Source organism: Serratia sp. DD3 (genome assembly GCF_000496755.2).
In genome coordinates this window covers 49,218-63,140 of the sequence record NZ_AYKS02000012.1, presented here as the reverse complement: position 1 = coordinate 63,140, position 13,923 = coordinate 49,218, and the positions used below count along the sequence as shown (strand labels likewise).

General features: G+C 47.0%; 10 protein-coding genes and 3 pseudogenes. 8 read left to right on the top strand and 5 right to left on the bottom strand.

Annotation, left to right across the window (positions count from 1 at the left end; translation table 11 throughout):
• A pseudogene (locus tag IO95_RS01210) lies at positions 1-292 on the top strand (IS4 family transposase); the annotation flags it as partial.
• Between the two features lie 25 nt (positions 293-317).
• Here the strand turns inward: IO95_RS01210 and IO95_RS01205 are convergent.
• Positions 318-893: pseudogene (locus tag IO95_RS01205) on the bottom strand (CDP-diacylglycerol diphosphatase); the annotation flags it as partial.
• A 336-nt stretch (positions 894-1,229) separates the two neighbouring features.
• Between IO95_RS01205 and IO95_RS01200 the strand changes: the two are divergent.
• The 5 genes from IO95_RS01200 (at position 1,230) to IO95_RS01180 (ending at position 5,909) form a co-directional block, all read left to right on the top strand.
• Positions 1,230-2,345 carry an RNA ligase RtcB family protein gene (locus IO95_RS01200; protein ID WP_023489929.1) on the top strand — a complete coding sequence of 372 codons (1,116 nt, stop codon included), beginning with the start codon at positions 1,230-1,232 and terminating at the stop codon, positions 2,343-2,345.
• Positions 2,342-2,959 (top strand): peptide chain release factor H, encoded by a 618-nt coding sequence (prfH, locus tag IO95_RS01195; RefSeq protein ID WP_023489930.1) that lies wholly within the window; start codon positions 2,342-2,344, stop codon positions 2,957-2,959. Before IO95_RS01200 ends, prfH begins: the two co-directional genes overlap by 4 nt.
• Before the next feature lie 36 nt (positions 2,960-2,995).
• Positions 2,996-3,715: an RNA ligase family protein gene (locus tag IO95_RS01190; RefSeq protein WP_037383432.1), complete on the top strand. Its 720-nt coding sequence runs from the start codon at positions 2,996-2,998 to the stop codon at positions 3,713-3,715.
• The gene (locus IO95_RS01185) at positions 3,699-4,811 is read left to right on the top strand and encodes an AAA family ATPase (RefSeq protein ID WP_023489932.1); all 1,113 of its coding nucleotides are present in this window, start codon (positions 3,699-3,701) and stop codon (positions 4,809-4,811) included. The genes IO95_RS01190 and IO95_RS01185 overlap by 17 nt, the downstream gene beginning before the upstream one ends.
• A 267-nt stretch (positions 4,812-5,078) precedes the next feature.
• Positions 5,079-5,909, top strand: a complete 831-nt coding sequence (locus IO95_RS01180; protein WP_023489933.1) for a S9 family peptidase — start codon at positions 5,079-5,081, stop codon at positions 5,907-5,909.
• Positions 5,910-6,016: 107 nt separating this feature from the next.
• Here IO95_RS01180 and IO95_RS01175 read toward each other — a convergent pair whose 3' ends face one another.
• Positions 6,017-6,646, bottom strand: a complete 630-nt coding sequence (locus tag IO95_RS01175; RefSeq protein ID WP_369794320.1) for a YiiX family permuted papain-like enzyme — start codon at positions 6,644-6,646, stop codon at positions 6,017-6,019.
• Positions 6,647-6,717: 71 nt separating this feature from the next.
• Here IO95_RS01175 and IO95_RS01170 point away from each other — a divergent pair, with 71 nt between their 5' ends.
• A complete protein-coding gene (locus tag IO95_RS01170) occupies positions 6,718-7,293 on the top strand; it encodes a hypothetical protein (RefSeq protein ID WP_023489935.1) in 576 nt (191 codons plus the stop codon).
• An 817-nt stretch (positions 7,294-8,110) separates the two neighbouring features.
• On the opposite strand, the gene IO95_RS01165 is transcribed toward IO95_RS01170, so the two are convergent.
• Together IO95_RS01165 and IO95_RS01160 are read right to left on the bottom strand one after the other, a co-directional pair.
• Complete coding sequence (locus tag IO95_RS01165; RefSeq protein WP_023489936.1) at positions 8,111-10,156, bottom strand: bifunctional 2',3'-cyclic-nucleotide 2'-phosphodiesterase/3'-nucleotidase; 2,046 nt, start codon at positions 10,154-10,156, stop codon at positions 8,111-8,113.
• A gap of 360 nt (positions 10,157-10,516) precedes the next feature.
• A pseudogene (locus tag IO95_RS01160) lies at positions 10,517-10,710 on the bottom strand (4-hydroxyphenylacetate permease); the annotation flags it as partial.
• Between the two features lie 119 nt (positions 10,711-10,829).
• On the opposite strand from IO95_RS01160, the gene nagZ reads away from it, so the two are divergent.
• Entirely contained in the window at positions 10,830-12,707 is a 1,878-nt protein-coding gene (nagZ, locus tag IO95_RS01155; RefSeq protein ID WP_023489938.1) for a beta-N-acetylhexosaminidase, read from the top strand.
• A 774-nt stretch (positions 12,708-13,481) separates the two neighbouring features.
• On the opposite strand, the gene IO95_RS01145 is transcribed toward nagZ, so the two are convergent.
• On the bottom strand, positions 13,482-13,907 hold the full coding sequence (locus IO95_RS01145) for a Rid family hydrolase (RefSeq protein ID WP_160165602.1): 426 nt from the start codon (positions 13,905-13,907) through the stop codon (positions 13,482-13,484).
• Between the last annotated feature and the right edge of the window lie 16 nt (positions 13,908-13,923).

Here is a 13,923-nt window from a genome sequence, read left to right as displayed (position 1 = left end):
GGGTCAGGTTCGGATCAAAAATCCGGCAAGACGCGATCGATTATTTCTGTTCAGTGCGCTGGCGATAGTCCTGTTGACGCTGCTGGGCAAGGCAGGAGACAGCGCGGGTCTGGAGCGAACGATCAAGGTCAATACCAGCAAAAGCCGAACATATTCATTTTTCCGACAAGGTGTTATCTACTATCAATTACTGCCTAAAATGAAAGAAGCCTACGCGATATTGTTGATGGAGAAGTTTACTTATTACCTGAGGCAGCATCGGTTATATACCCGCACACTTGGCATTATTTGAGTCTCTAAAAATGAGGGGATCTCTGAGGGTCAATGCCCATCGCAGTAGGCTGCAGGACTCGGCGGGCATAATAGGTATGCTTCAATAAGGTATCTGGCAATGGTCGCCAGTTGTCATCGATATATGGACGTTCAGCCTGTAATTGGCGGTAAACATCTTCACGCAGGCAGGTCAGATGAATATGCAACTGGTTCTGGCTGCGACCATAAGCTGAGTTGAGCGCCATTGCTAACATAGTTTCTGGGATCGGTTTTCCATGTTCAGCTGCCAGTCGGTAACGCATCAACCATGCATAACCGAAGTAATCAATGCGACTATCCACTAAAAGTTGAGGGCTTTCGATACCCGACATTGCCGCGGTCGGCACCAGAATGAAATGATAAGGAAAACGTGGATTTTGGATAATGCTGAAACCTTGACTTTTACCACTAGGAATATAGACCTGCTGGCAGGGAAACGCGCCACGCTTGTGTTGATAGTTGGACATACAGACCTTGTCAACCACCGTCCAGAGGGCGTCAGAACGTGAACAACCAACGAGAACGACTACCCCCAGTAGTAACAAACTGCGGAATAAGCAAAACTTCAAATGTTTCTTCATCTTATTTTCCTGTATCAATATTGTGAAGAAAAAAAACAGCATAGCTCAAAAACAGTTGAAACCCCGTTCCAATCGGTGTAGCCTCGCCACGTTTTTTCCACTCACTCATTTCGCAAGGAGGTATAGCATGAATCATCAACAACTGTTTACCCTTTGCAGGCCCAATCCTCAGGCATAATTTCCCGTCTTTAACAGAGTCGTTCAGATATTGCCAAGGCCTTGGCCTGCCATATTCTAATTAACCCATGCTCTGCATGTTGCAGCACTCAATAACATGAGTGATTACCTGCAACTAAAATCAGCGTGGGAGAACGAAATTAATCATCAGGATTAGTTATGGGCAATATTATACGCTCTGATGTGGCACAGGTTTCAGTGATTGCTGCGCCACACACCTGGATTGAAGGTAATGCAATCCAACAACTTGAAACCACCGCTAAACTTCCGAATATGTTACGTGTGGTCGGTATGCCAGATCTTCACCCTGGGCGCGGTTATCCGGTAGGTGCCGCTTTCTTTTCACAACACCGTTTTTATCCGGCTTTAATCGGTAATGATATCGGATGCGGTATGTCGTTATGGCAAACCGATTTAGCGGTGATTAAACACTCCCCGGATAAACTGGAAAAAAAACTGGGGAATATTGATGGCCCTTGGCAACAGGCGTTATCGCAGAATATCGCGCCGGAATTGGCACCTTATCGCCATGCGTTAGGGACGATTGGTGGCGGTAATCATTTCGCTGAACTGTTGCAGGTTGATGAAATTTATCAACCCGCTATCGGCGTGGATAAAAAGCGCTTATTACTGCTGGTGCACAGTGGTTCACGGGGGTTAGGGCAAGCGGTACTGGCACAACATATTACCGCTTATGGCCACCATGGGCTGCTGGAGGGAAGTGAAGAAGCGCGGCTTTATTTGCAGCAGCATCAACAGGCATTGGATTTCGCGGTGACTAACCGGCAAATCATCGCCCAACGAATACTGCAACGTTTACGCACCACCGGTGATTGTCTGCTGGATGTTCACCATAACCTGCTGGCTCCGGCCACGGTTGAAGGGGTGGATGGCTGGTTGCACCGTAAAGGGGCGACGCCGGCGGATGAAGGGCTGGTGGTGATCCCCGGCTCACGTGGTGATTACAGCTATCTGGTTAAGCCATTACCCTCTGCGAGCAGCCTGTATTCACTGGCCCATGGCGCTGGGCGTAAATGGATGCGCTCTGAGTGCAAAGATCGTCTATCGGCGCGTTTTACCACTGAACAGTTGGCGCGAACCCGTTTCGGTAGCCGGGTAATTTGCCGCGATCGGCAATTAATCTATCAAGAAGCGCCGGAGGCTTATAAGCCTATTGATAGCGTGATTGAGGCATTACAACAAGCAGGTTTGGTGACACCACTGGCACGGTTGAAACCGGTGCTCACCTACAAAACCCGTGGGGGTGCAGAATGATTTTATTACAGATTTCTGCGGCTCACGGGCCTGATGAGTGTTGTTTGGCGGTGAGCTTGGCGCTGCGACAACTCTGCCATGAAGCGCAGGCTTTGCAGGTAGAGTTGCATGAAATTGAGCGGGAATGGGGCCGCCAAGCCGGGACATTACGTTCCGTGCTGCTTACCCTTAATGGTTCGGCGGCTGAACAGTTGGCAGGGCAATGGTGCGGTACCTTGCAATGGACTTGTGAGAGCCCGTGGCGCAGCGGACGAACCAGAAAAAACTGGTTTATTGGTGTGGCGCGATTTTCCCCACTGACGCTGTCAACGGAGCGTGAGATCAAATTTGAAACGTTGAAGTCCTCTGGGCCAGGAGGACAACATGTGAATAAAACCGAATCGGCGATTCGTGCCACTCACCTTGCCAGTGGGATCACGGTAAAAGTGCAGTCGGAACGTAGCCAACATGCCAATAAACGACTGGCCTGTTTATTGATTGCTCAGCGGCTGGAGCAGAGTGAACAGCAGCAGTGGGCGCAACAACGGGCTCAACGGCGGATGGTTCATCATCACATTGTCCGTGGTGCGCCGGTTCGTGTGTTCGTGGGACGTGATTTTACGCCAACCCGCTAAGTGACGGGTTGGCGAGCAGTAATAAGAAGAAACATGATGGAAATACAAAGAAAATATGGCCGGACGTATCATTATCCGTTCTCACCGGGGACTACCAGTGACGATCGGATTAATAAAGCGTACTGGCAAGACTTACAGCTAATTGATTCGTTAATACATACTGAAAAGCTGGATGGCGAAAACAACTGCCTGAATCAATACGGAGTTTTTGCTCGCTCGCATGCAACGCCGACGGTGTCTGCCTGGACTAAGCACATCCGTCAGCGTTGGCAGCAGATTAAACATGATCTGGGTGATATCGAACTATTTGGTGAAAACCTGTATGCCACGCACTCCATTGAATATCATGGGCTGGAACAAAGTTTTTACCTCTTTGCTGCGCGTTGCCAGGATCGCTGGCTGAGTTGGGAGGAAGTGAAATTCTACGCAGCACTGTTTGATTTTCCCTGTGTGCCCGAGATCACCTTGGCGAAGCCATGGCAAACGGAGCCTGAATATCGGCTCGCAGTAATGGAACAGGCGATGGGGCCGGGCTGTTTTGCACCTCACGATGTCCATACGGGGTTACCGTGCTCGATGGAAGGGATTGTCACCCGCAACGCGGCTGAATTTCCCGTTGAGGCATTTTCTCAGCACGTTTTTAAATATGTGCGGAAAAACCATGTGAAAACCGATCGCCACTGGCGGGTTAACTGGCAACGAGCCCGCATGGCGTATGAATATCAACAGGAGGATCACCATGTGGAGCCTGACTAATGATAAACAGTGGGACCGCTTAACGACAAGGTTCCGTTGGGTAGCTGATATGCACCAGGTGCCACAGGACCCACACCATCATAGTGAAGGGGATGTGGCGATCCATACCCGGCAGGTCCTGGGGGCGCTGAGTGAATCTGTGGTGTTTAATGCTTTGCCACCACAGCAACAAGAACTGCTGTGGGCGGCGGCACTGCTCCATGATGTGGAAAAGCGCAGTACTACCCGTATTGAGGCGGATGGTTCAGTGATATCACCTAATCATGCCAAGCGGGGGGAATTGACCACCCGATCAATTCTTTATCGTGACGTTGTCACGCCATTTGAGTTGCGGGAGCAGATTGCCGCGCTGGTGCGGTTTCATGGCCTGCCGTTATGGATAATGGAGCGTCCATCATCCGAACGTGCGTTACTTGCTGCGGCATTACGCGTGGATACCCGTTTATTGGCACTGTTGGCGCGGGCAGATGTGCTGGGGCGTGTTTGTGTGGACCAAGCCACTTTATTGAGCAATATCGAACTGTTTGAGTTGTTTTGCCAAGAGCAGCAGTGTTGGGGAACCGCGCGCACTTTTACCAGTGATTATCAGCGCTACCATTATCTGACACATCCCCAGGCCAGTGCTGATTTTGTGCCTTATGAGCAATTTGACAATCAGGTGACGCTGCTATGTGCGTTACCGGGGATGGGCAAGGATCGTTATATTGCGCAACATGGGGCGGGGCTTGCTACCGTCAGCCTGGATGATATTCGCCGCCAGCACCGGCTATCACCTTGCGATAAACAAGCCACCGGTTGGGTGGTTCAGCAAGCCAAGGGGCATGCAAAAACGCTGCTACGCCGTGGTGAGCCGTTTATTTGGAATGCCACCAATATTACCCGCCAATTGCGTAGTCAACTGGTTGAACTGTTTGCGGCTTACCGGGCAAGGGTAAAAATTGTTTACCTGGAGGTGCCCTATGCGCAGTGGTTACAACAAAATGCCGGGAGACAATACAGCGTACCGATTAAGGCGATGGAACATATGTTGAGTAAACTGGAGGTCCCACAACTGGATGAAGCGCACGAAGTGGAGTGGCGGGTGCAAAAGGCCTGATCAGTGTGCTCAACGAGCGTGTTGATGCCCTATGGCAATGCCGCTGTGACGGGGGCGGATTGCCATCACGGTGATTAATGATTTATCAGACCCTCCCTTATTTTACTGTGGGCCGTTACTTACCTTGACCGACCCGCATTTTACTTTTTAAGTGGCATGAGAAAAGGTGTTTGCTCGGATATACTTAAGTACCTGCTGTAGCAGGTAGACGGAAATGAGTAACAACTCGTTGAATTATTGTCTATATCAATAAACATAGGGAATATGATGAAAAAGAAACTGGGTATATTTTTTATTCTGATAATGATGGTAGTCGGTTATGTCACTGCGGCTGATAAAACCAAAATCGCCTATGGTGAAGACCCTAATCAATATGGTGAGCTGTATTTACCGAAAGACAAGGCCAAAGGCTTGGTGGTAATGATCCACGGCGGATACTATCAGCCACAATTTACGCTGAGCTATTTAGACCCAGCCAGCCAGGATTTGGTTGCCCGTGGTTACGCCGTATGGTCGATTGAATATCGCCGCATGACGCAAGGTGGGGGATGGCAAACCACCTCACAAGATATTTTAGCGGCGATTAATCACCTTGATACCCTTTCTGCACAATATGATTTACCGAAAAATATTGTTCTGGTTGGGCACTCTGTCGGTGGGCAATTTGCTCTGTGGGCGGCTTCTCGAGCTACGCAGCCATCAAATACTTTTGGTATGTTAAAACCTAAAATTGCTGGTGTTGTCAGTTTAGCCGGAGTGAGTGACTTGCTGTTGTTGGATAAAGGCCACCGCAGCGCACACAGGGAGACGCCAATTACTCAATTCATTGGTGCCGACCCCGCAGTGTCTTCTGACATCCTTAAGAAAGTGTCCCCGATTGAGTTACTGCCTTTAGGTATAAAACAGATTTTGGTGCACGGAGATATGGATATCAATGTACCGATCGGCGTCAGTTCACTGTATCAAGATAAGGCTATCGCAGCAGGGGATGATGTAAGCATGGTCATTGTGCCATTAGCTGATCACTTTACCTTGCTGGACCCTGCGCTACCATTTTGGAAAGAAACGGTCACCGCGATTGATACCTTGATAAAGTGAGTTTCGTCACAATTAACGTTTGTGATCCCGCGTTATTTGTATTCGTCTTACCGCCCTCGTGATGGGGGCGGTTTGCCATCACGGTGATTAATGCTCTATGACCGTGACTATTGATCTATCACTGTGACTAATAAGGGGGATTCAAACATCGCTTGTGGTGAAATGACTTGTTGGTTCCAGGGAACCTGCTTGCCATAGCGGTCATATAATTTGAATAGCACGATAGGCGTGAAATGAAACTCACTGATTTTTTGCAACTTGCCGATGGGGACGCCCAAAGCGCGATCATAAATTTTCCAAACCAGTTCTGAGCAATACATTTTATTATCTGACCAAGTGAATTGCATATCGTAAGGCAGATTAACAAATTGCTGTGCCTGTTGGCGGATGCGCAGTTGCTGTAGTTCACTAAGCGGTTGCCCACCATTTTTCAGCCGTTTGATAACAAAGTGTTTGCCCTCGCCGCGCGCTATCCAGGCATTTAGCGGGGTATATTTAACCTGACCCGCAGCCTCGAAAACATAGGGTTTGCCATTACGCAGTAAAATGATCCCCATATGGCTATAGGGCGAGCCTGTGGCTTGCTGAATGGCCAGACTTTGTGATGAACGAGATTGCTGGAAAATGATATCCCCTTCTTGTAGTTTAGGCAGTCCCTTGGCTTGGCTGACCACGCCGGCCATCAGGCATAATAGACAATAAAAGAATACCGCCAGCCTTTTGTTCAAAAACATCATTTATCTCCACAAAATTCACTTGCCAAGCATATTAGATGGCTTATGTGTGCAGACGGTGAAGTGAGGGCGATTTGAGTTTTTGGCAATTGGTTGATTATCGCGACTTAATGTATCGCCGTACTGACCAGGTTTGGATCGAACGTGAACTGCCTGAAAACCTGCGTGCCAGCCAAGCACATGGGCATGATGATCATGCGTCCCCCCATGCGGGTCATGCGCACAGTGAAGCGCAAGGTGCACCCTTGTTGATAAAGCGCGATGCAGCAACCGGAAAGGTCAGCGTACAGGTGATATTAGATGAGCTGCACCGGGTGATTGATGTGGAATTGGCCCATTATGGCAATGTGGGATACGGCGGTTCCTGGTCTGCGGCCTATTGGCTGATCGACCCCAATGCGTTAAGCCGCATGGAAAAACAAGGTGGGGTGAAGGATGGGGTGCAGCACTACTTGCTGCAAAAAGGGGAACGTACTATCCAGGTTGCTTGGGATGTCGCGGGGCAGTATGCCCGGAGCATTGAGCAACGTGATAGCCATGGCACATCAATCCAACGGATGACGGCCACCCCGTTTAATGACCCGCAGATATTGCCTTGGCAAAAACTGACGGATTATCAACGCGGGGATTATTCCGACCTGCTGGATTGACCTTGGCATGGTTTAATCAACACGCCATAATACCAACGCCTCTTCGGGGGCGTTGGTATTAACGCTACCATTCTGATGGGCTTATCTAACAAGCGAAATATCTTATCTATTTTCATTGTTTGTTTCCTTAGACAGTGGAAGCGTCAATAAGCTGGCCAGCAGGCAGTGTTGCTACACACCTGCCGTTGCCTTACTGCTGATTTTCATGATGAAAAAAACAGTAAACGGTAAACATCCTGGCAACTCACCTTTCAAGCTATTTTCCCGCTAGTAAGCAGATTAGGGAGAGGCCACTGTTTCTCCGCTTTACTGTATAGCATGGTCTACTCTCAGGCTTGTTATCCAATCAGGCTTGTTATCCAATGTCGAGAATAATGAAAGGGGTTATTAGCTGCAGTAAGGTGAGTTGACCGGATGTTTAATTTGAAAATCAGCATTTTAATGGTTGTTTAATTCAATTATATAAACTTGCAGTGTTAAATTGTTAATGGCGTTTCCGAAAGGCAGATTGCAAGGCAAGATCACGAACACTTTACGATCGGTTCGATTCTGTCTGAGTTGTTGGGAAAGGCAGTGATGACTTACGGAACGTTAAAGGCAACTAGCAGAGGTGTTCCAACAGAAGGGGGCAGGGCTTTGCGTATTCATCAGCGTGGGCGAAGGATACTGTTAGGAAGCGACGCTTGGCTGGCAGGGATACTGATGCAATCCGAGTATCTGTTGCTCGAGTTATCCCGCCGCTACAGCCTGGGATAAATCCAGCTGTAGCGGGGAAAGTTTGTGCTAATAAGCGACAGTAACAGGTAACGCTAAGTGATTAATTAGATAAATCAATCTGATAAAGGCTCATGCCGTTGCCGTCATCCGCTTTGTATATACTGATATTTATCAAACCAATGCTCTGCGCATAGGCCAGCTTATCTGCAGCAGAACGGAAAATAACGGGGCCAGCAGTGGATACAGGGACAAAACGCCAGCTACGCGCATTACCATCTTGCACCCGTGCCAAGATGGCCCGGTTCTTGATGTAATTTATCAGCACATCGCGGTTGTTATCCGGTGATGCATAAATAATCCGATCCGCCGTCAGCCCTGGGAAACCGCCGCCACCGGTAGCTCGATAATTGTTGGTGGCAATAATAAATTGCTGGCTGGCATCTATAGTTTTCCCTTTATAGGTGAGCTCAACAATCCGCTTGCCGACCGGTTGTGTGATATCAATTTGATATTTCAAATCATCGGACGTAAACATATCAAAATTAAAACTGGGAAATGATGCGGTCAGGTTTTGTGCCACTTCAACAGCAGGATCAATCTGGTTAAAGCGCTCTGCCGATTTTTCCAACCAACCTTTGACAATATCACCCGTGACCAGCACCGCATAGACCGTATTCGGATAAAGATAGAGATCGGCGGCGTTATAGATAGACAGCTCCCCCGCTTTAACTACCGTAAAATCGCCCACACCTGAAAAGCCCCCCTTAAATGGTGCACTGACGGAAAGGACAGGAATATCGCTATATTCAGGTAGGTTAAGATCGACATAAGCCTTAACATAATCAGCTTGGGCAGCATTGACAATCTGAATGGCAGAGACCTCACCAACATCTGCAAAATAGGTTGTCATATCAAAATCACTTCGTCCAATCGGTGTTTTGACGTAATCAATTACCTCTTCATTAACGATCTGAATCGCTTGTGAAATTGACGGGTCGCTATCCACATAGGTTTTTGTAGCGGCATCTAATAGCGTTTTATCCAATTCAACGCGGGTGTTTTCTTTGACGACCTTCCAGCCGGATTGATCGTGCTGTAAGGTTAAATGAATCAAACCTACCGCCTTGCCCCAATAGCTGGCCATCACTGCCGGGACACCATTGAGAAAACCATTTTGACTGTCGACGCCTGGAGCAGTACAGTCTCTGCTACTACAGGATGCCAGCGGGAATTCATTGTGGCTATGCCCCATAATGATCGCGTCTATCCCAGGGACTTTCGCCAGATAATAGTTGGCGTTTTCCATCTCTGCTGAGTAAGCACCGGTACTATATCCACCGTGGGAGAGTGCGATAACCAGATCGGCACCTTCCGCTTTGGCCATTGGCACATATTTTTCGGCAGCTTCAACAACGCCGCTAACGCCTATCTGCCCATCCAACCAGCGCTTGTCCCAGTTCATTATTGGCGGAGGGGTAAAACCAATCACGGCTATTTTGATAGGTAACTGACTTTCCTGACCCTGCTCGTCATAGATTTTCACGCTTTTATTCAGGATGATATAGGGCTTATACAGTGGCTTACCGTCCTTCTGACTCCAGACATTGGATGAGACTAGCGGAAAGTTGGGGCCAACACATTTTTTTTGCTCACTCACTGCGGGCAGCGCAGCGATATTGAAGGTTGTACCGGTAACCTGGGCCAGGTAAGGTAGACCGTAATTGAATTCATGATTACCAAGAGTAGCCGCATCGTAACCTATCTCATCCATCGCTTGGTAAATAGCCAGCTTTTCATTACAGCTGATTGGATTAACCTGCGCCTGATAGTCAGCCAGCGCAGTGCCCTGAATGGTATCGCCGTTATCCAATAGCACAACATTGCTATATTTACTTTTAATTTCACGCAAGAGCGTTGCCGTTCGCTCAAATCCGAAACTCTTGTCCTCACTGAGCTTAAAATAGTCATAGCTCAGAATATTTGCATGTAGATCGGTTGTTGCAGCCAGTGTCAGCTCACCGCTACCGATTGCTGGAGCAGCGGCGGTATCTTCGTGATTGTCGCTTGAATCACAGGCATTTAAAGCTAATACTGAGACAGATAGTAGGGATAGGGAAATAATATTTTTCTTAAAATTCAATAACATAATCTCTCCAAGGGAAGGCGTGATTTGCACATTGACTGATGCCTTATAAACATCATTCCATGATTAAATATCAAAAGATAATAATAAAAATTATCTATTACATCGGCATTTCATTTTAATGAATTTAAAAAATAAGCAAATGAACGCAGTGACTAAATAAACAAGAAACTGCTTATAATTATATTGAAAGGCTAATATTGAATGCCAAAGTTAATTCGAGCGGCAGCAATGCCGCACGCACGAATAGAACAGTCACTTGGCCCATCGGCATCGTAAAATGGCTAAGGGCCCTTAGCCATCCCTCATATGAGCGAGGCATAGCGCGGTTTCTGAGGTATGATCTCCGTTATTGACCCGCTAATATTGAACAGACAGCCTTAAACCGGGCAAAAAACCAGCCTCTGCAATACCCACCAGCATTCTCAATACATACAGGCTGTTAGGCCAGTAGCGAATATCGTGGCGGTAGATGCCACGCCACAGATCACCATGATAATCGCAATCCAGCGCCGTGCACCGACGATCCCCAGCATGATGTTGCTGGGAATGCCGTACACCCTCATTTCCTCGGTGATAAGTGTGATGCAACCCAAGAATATTAAATTCCACTCTACTATTATCCCAAGAATTTATTATTCTCATTAATGACTTTTATTCATTATGAGGGAATGCAATGAAAATACTAGGAGTAACAAAGGTTGCTGTACTTATGTCCAGCCTGACACTGATGGGGTGCGATGACGATCATTTTTCCACCAGCCAGCAAGAATCGCAAACTAGTGCCGAACAGATAGTCACTCAGATGAGCCCACGAGAAAAGATCGGCCAGGTGCTCATGCTGGATGTGCGTAACTGGGGAAAAAATGCTGCCGGCGAACCTGAAGGCGTCACCGTGCTCCCTACGGAGCTGGCTAAAGTCATCAATGACTACCGGCTGGGTTCTGTGATCCTGTTTCGGGAAAACTTTATTAATACACCACAAAGTTATCAGCTGATTCAGGATTTACAGAAGGCCAGTTATCAGTTGCCTCTACTGATCAGTACCGATCAAGAAGGCGGATATGTTACTCGTCTGCGTGAAGGCACTGAAATGCCGGGTAATATGGCACTGGCCGCAACACGCGATGCCAATATGGCACAACTTGTGGGTGAAGTTCACGGCTCGGAACTCAACGCACTGGGCGTGAACATCAACTTTGCACCAGTTGTGGATGTCAATACCAACCAGAATAACCCGGTTATCGGTGTGCGTTCGTTCAGCAGCGATATTGCGCTGGTTAATGAGATGTCGAGTGCCTATATCAAGGGATTGCAGCAGAATTCTGTTATGTCCACTGCAAAGCACTTCCCTGGTCACGGTAACGTGGAAACCGACTCGCATTTTGGGCTACCGATGGTTCCTTATACTGAAAGTGAATGGCGGCAAAGCGATTTGTTGCCATTCAAAAATGTTATCGAACAGGGCATTGATGCCGTACTAACGGCACATATCATCGTTCCTGCCCTTGACGATACCAAAGTAGTTTCTAAAAAAGATGGTACTGAAATCGGTTTACCAGCCACATTGTCCAAAAAAATCATCACCGGTATTCTTCGTGATGAGCTCAAATTCAAAGGCCTGGTATTTACTGACGCAATGGATATGGGCGCTATCACCGAGAACTTTGGTGCTAATGAAGCCGTGGAAATGGCGCTGATGGCAGGCAGTGATGTCATGGTGATGCCAGTCCATATCTGGGATCAAGAAGGGATTGATCAACTGGAAGATCTTTACCAATACCTGGAAACTCAATACGCTAAAAATCCAGAGTTTGCGTCGCGCCTACAAGAAGCCGCGACCCGGGTTGTGCAAACTAAGTTGGCAAAAAAGATCGGTGCCACAAGCAATTCACGTACTTTAGAGTACGCTCAATCTGTCGTTGCTTCACCTGCGCATAAAAGCGATGAACAGAAAGTGGCAGAGCACTCTGTTACGCTTATCAAGAATGACAATCTGTTGCCCTATTCCCTTAATGGACAGAATAATGTGCTGATCATTTCTGATGAAAATACGCGCAATGATATTATCCGCAGTGAATTGCAAAACATTGCAAGCAAGCTTGAAAACCAGGAAATCACAGTTTCCAGCCTGGCATATAAGCTGGATCAGCAAACCGTGCCAGCCAATCTGGAAGCGAGTATTGAAGCCAACGATCTGGTTATTCTGGTCACTTACAATCTAAAAAACAAAGGGCGTGCTGCACAGCAGACCATTGATAAAGCGAGAGAATTGGGGATACCCCTGGTTGTTATCTCATCACGCAATCCCTATGACATTGCTTATCTGGATAATGTGACCGCCAACCTGGCTATTTATGGTATCACCGGGTTTGATGTTACCAACAACAATCGTAACTCTCTTGAAGCCAATATTCGGGCAGGCATCAGAACATTATTTAAAAATGAGACTGACACCCTCATCTTTAATGTTCCTAGCGGTAAATTGCCGGTTGATATCAAATCTCCTGAAGGTGAAGTCATCTACCCCTTCGGGCATGGCTTGACTTACTGATTCCAGTAAAAATTACCTCAGTTGCGCAAAGTAAAAATCCGCCTTCCTAGAAGGCGGTATTGTTTTGGCGGACACTTCTACTTAGCATCTACAACGGTAGGGGATGCAGAGATTACTTATCTATTATCATGCTATTTATTGATGAGCTATACTTTTATAAAAGAGTAGTAAACAATGGCTTCAGCTAAAAGTAATATTATACTTATTAATAATAAAAAAAACTTCACCTTTATCCAATAAGTCATTTTTCTAGGTGGTGACCTAATGAAATCGTAGTGTTCTGAATCCATATCTCTAACAATGAAGTTATTCTTACTAACAATCAGGGGAAACAAAAAATAAAAGTCCTTTTGGAATGTTAAGAAAACACCACCAGATTGAGATAATGTTATCCCTCCTGGTAAGAACCCAAATTTTTCATGAAATGCATTACACAATAGCTTATGATTTTTGTTATTTATTGAGGAGTAACCGAAAGCAATTACCCCACTAATTATGAATGATATAGTTAGTACTGCGGATAGAATGTTCATTCTATTTCCCAATGGTTTGATAAATTAATTCACCAGCAGACTCACCTCCAGATGATATTATTCCCCTCCCTAAATAGCCGCCTGTAGCCCCAAGCGCTACGCCACAAATCAAAGCGCCTGTACCTCCTGCTGCCATAGTTGCTGCTCCTAAAATAACACTACACAAGCCCATACCTGCTGCACCTCCAGCTAGCCAGAGAACAAAAGGTGAGCTTATCAGCAGCTAACCCACATCTTATCATCATGATCGAGCGCTGTACTTATTATCAGAATTCGCGATCTTCCCCTCGGCAAAGGCTTCAATTTCAATTAACAAGTCGGGCCTGGCCAGTCCTTTAACGGTGACCATCGTCATACAGGGCTGATGCCCTTGCAACCAAGGGGTCAAAATAAGGTTACGCTCCTCTGCGGGCAGTGTTTCGCCTCCCCAGTAAAAGGTCATTTTGATGATATCACTGACGCTTAAGCCCTGTGCTTCGACATTTTTACGGATGTTGTCGAGCGCTAGGCTAAATTGCTGAGATTGTTCTTTAGGGACAAAACCATCCTGGCGCATACCTATCTGCCCTGAAATCACCAATAGTGATTTATTATGGTCGAGAAGTTCGGAGGTTGCATTTTGTCGTAACTGACACCACTGAATTTCATTTCCAACAATAAGAAACAAGATACAACTTTCCATT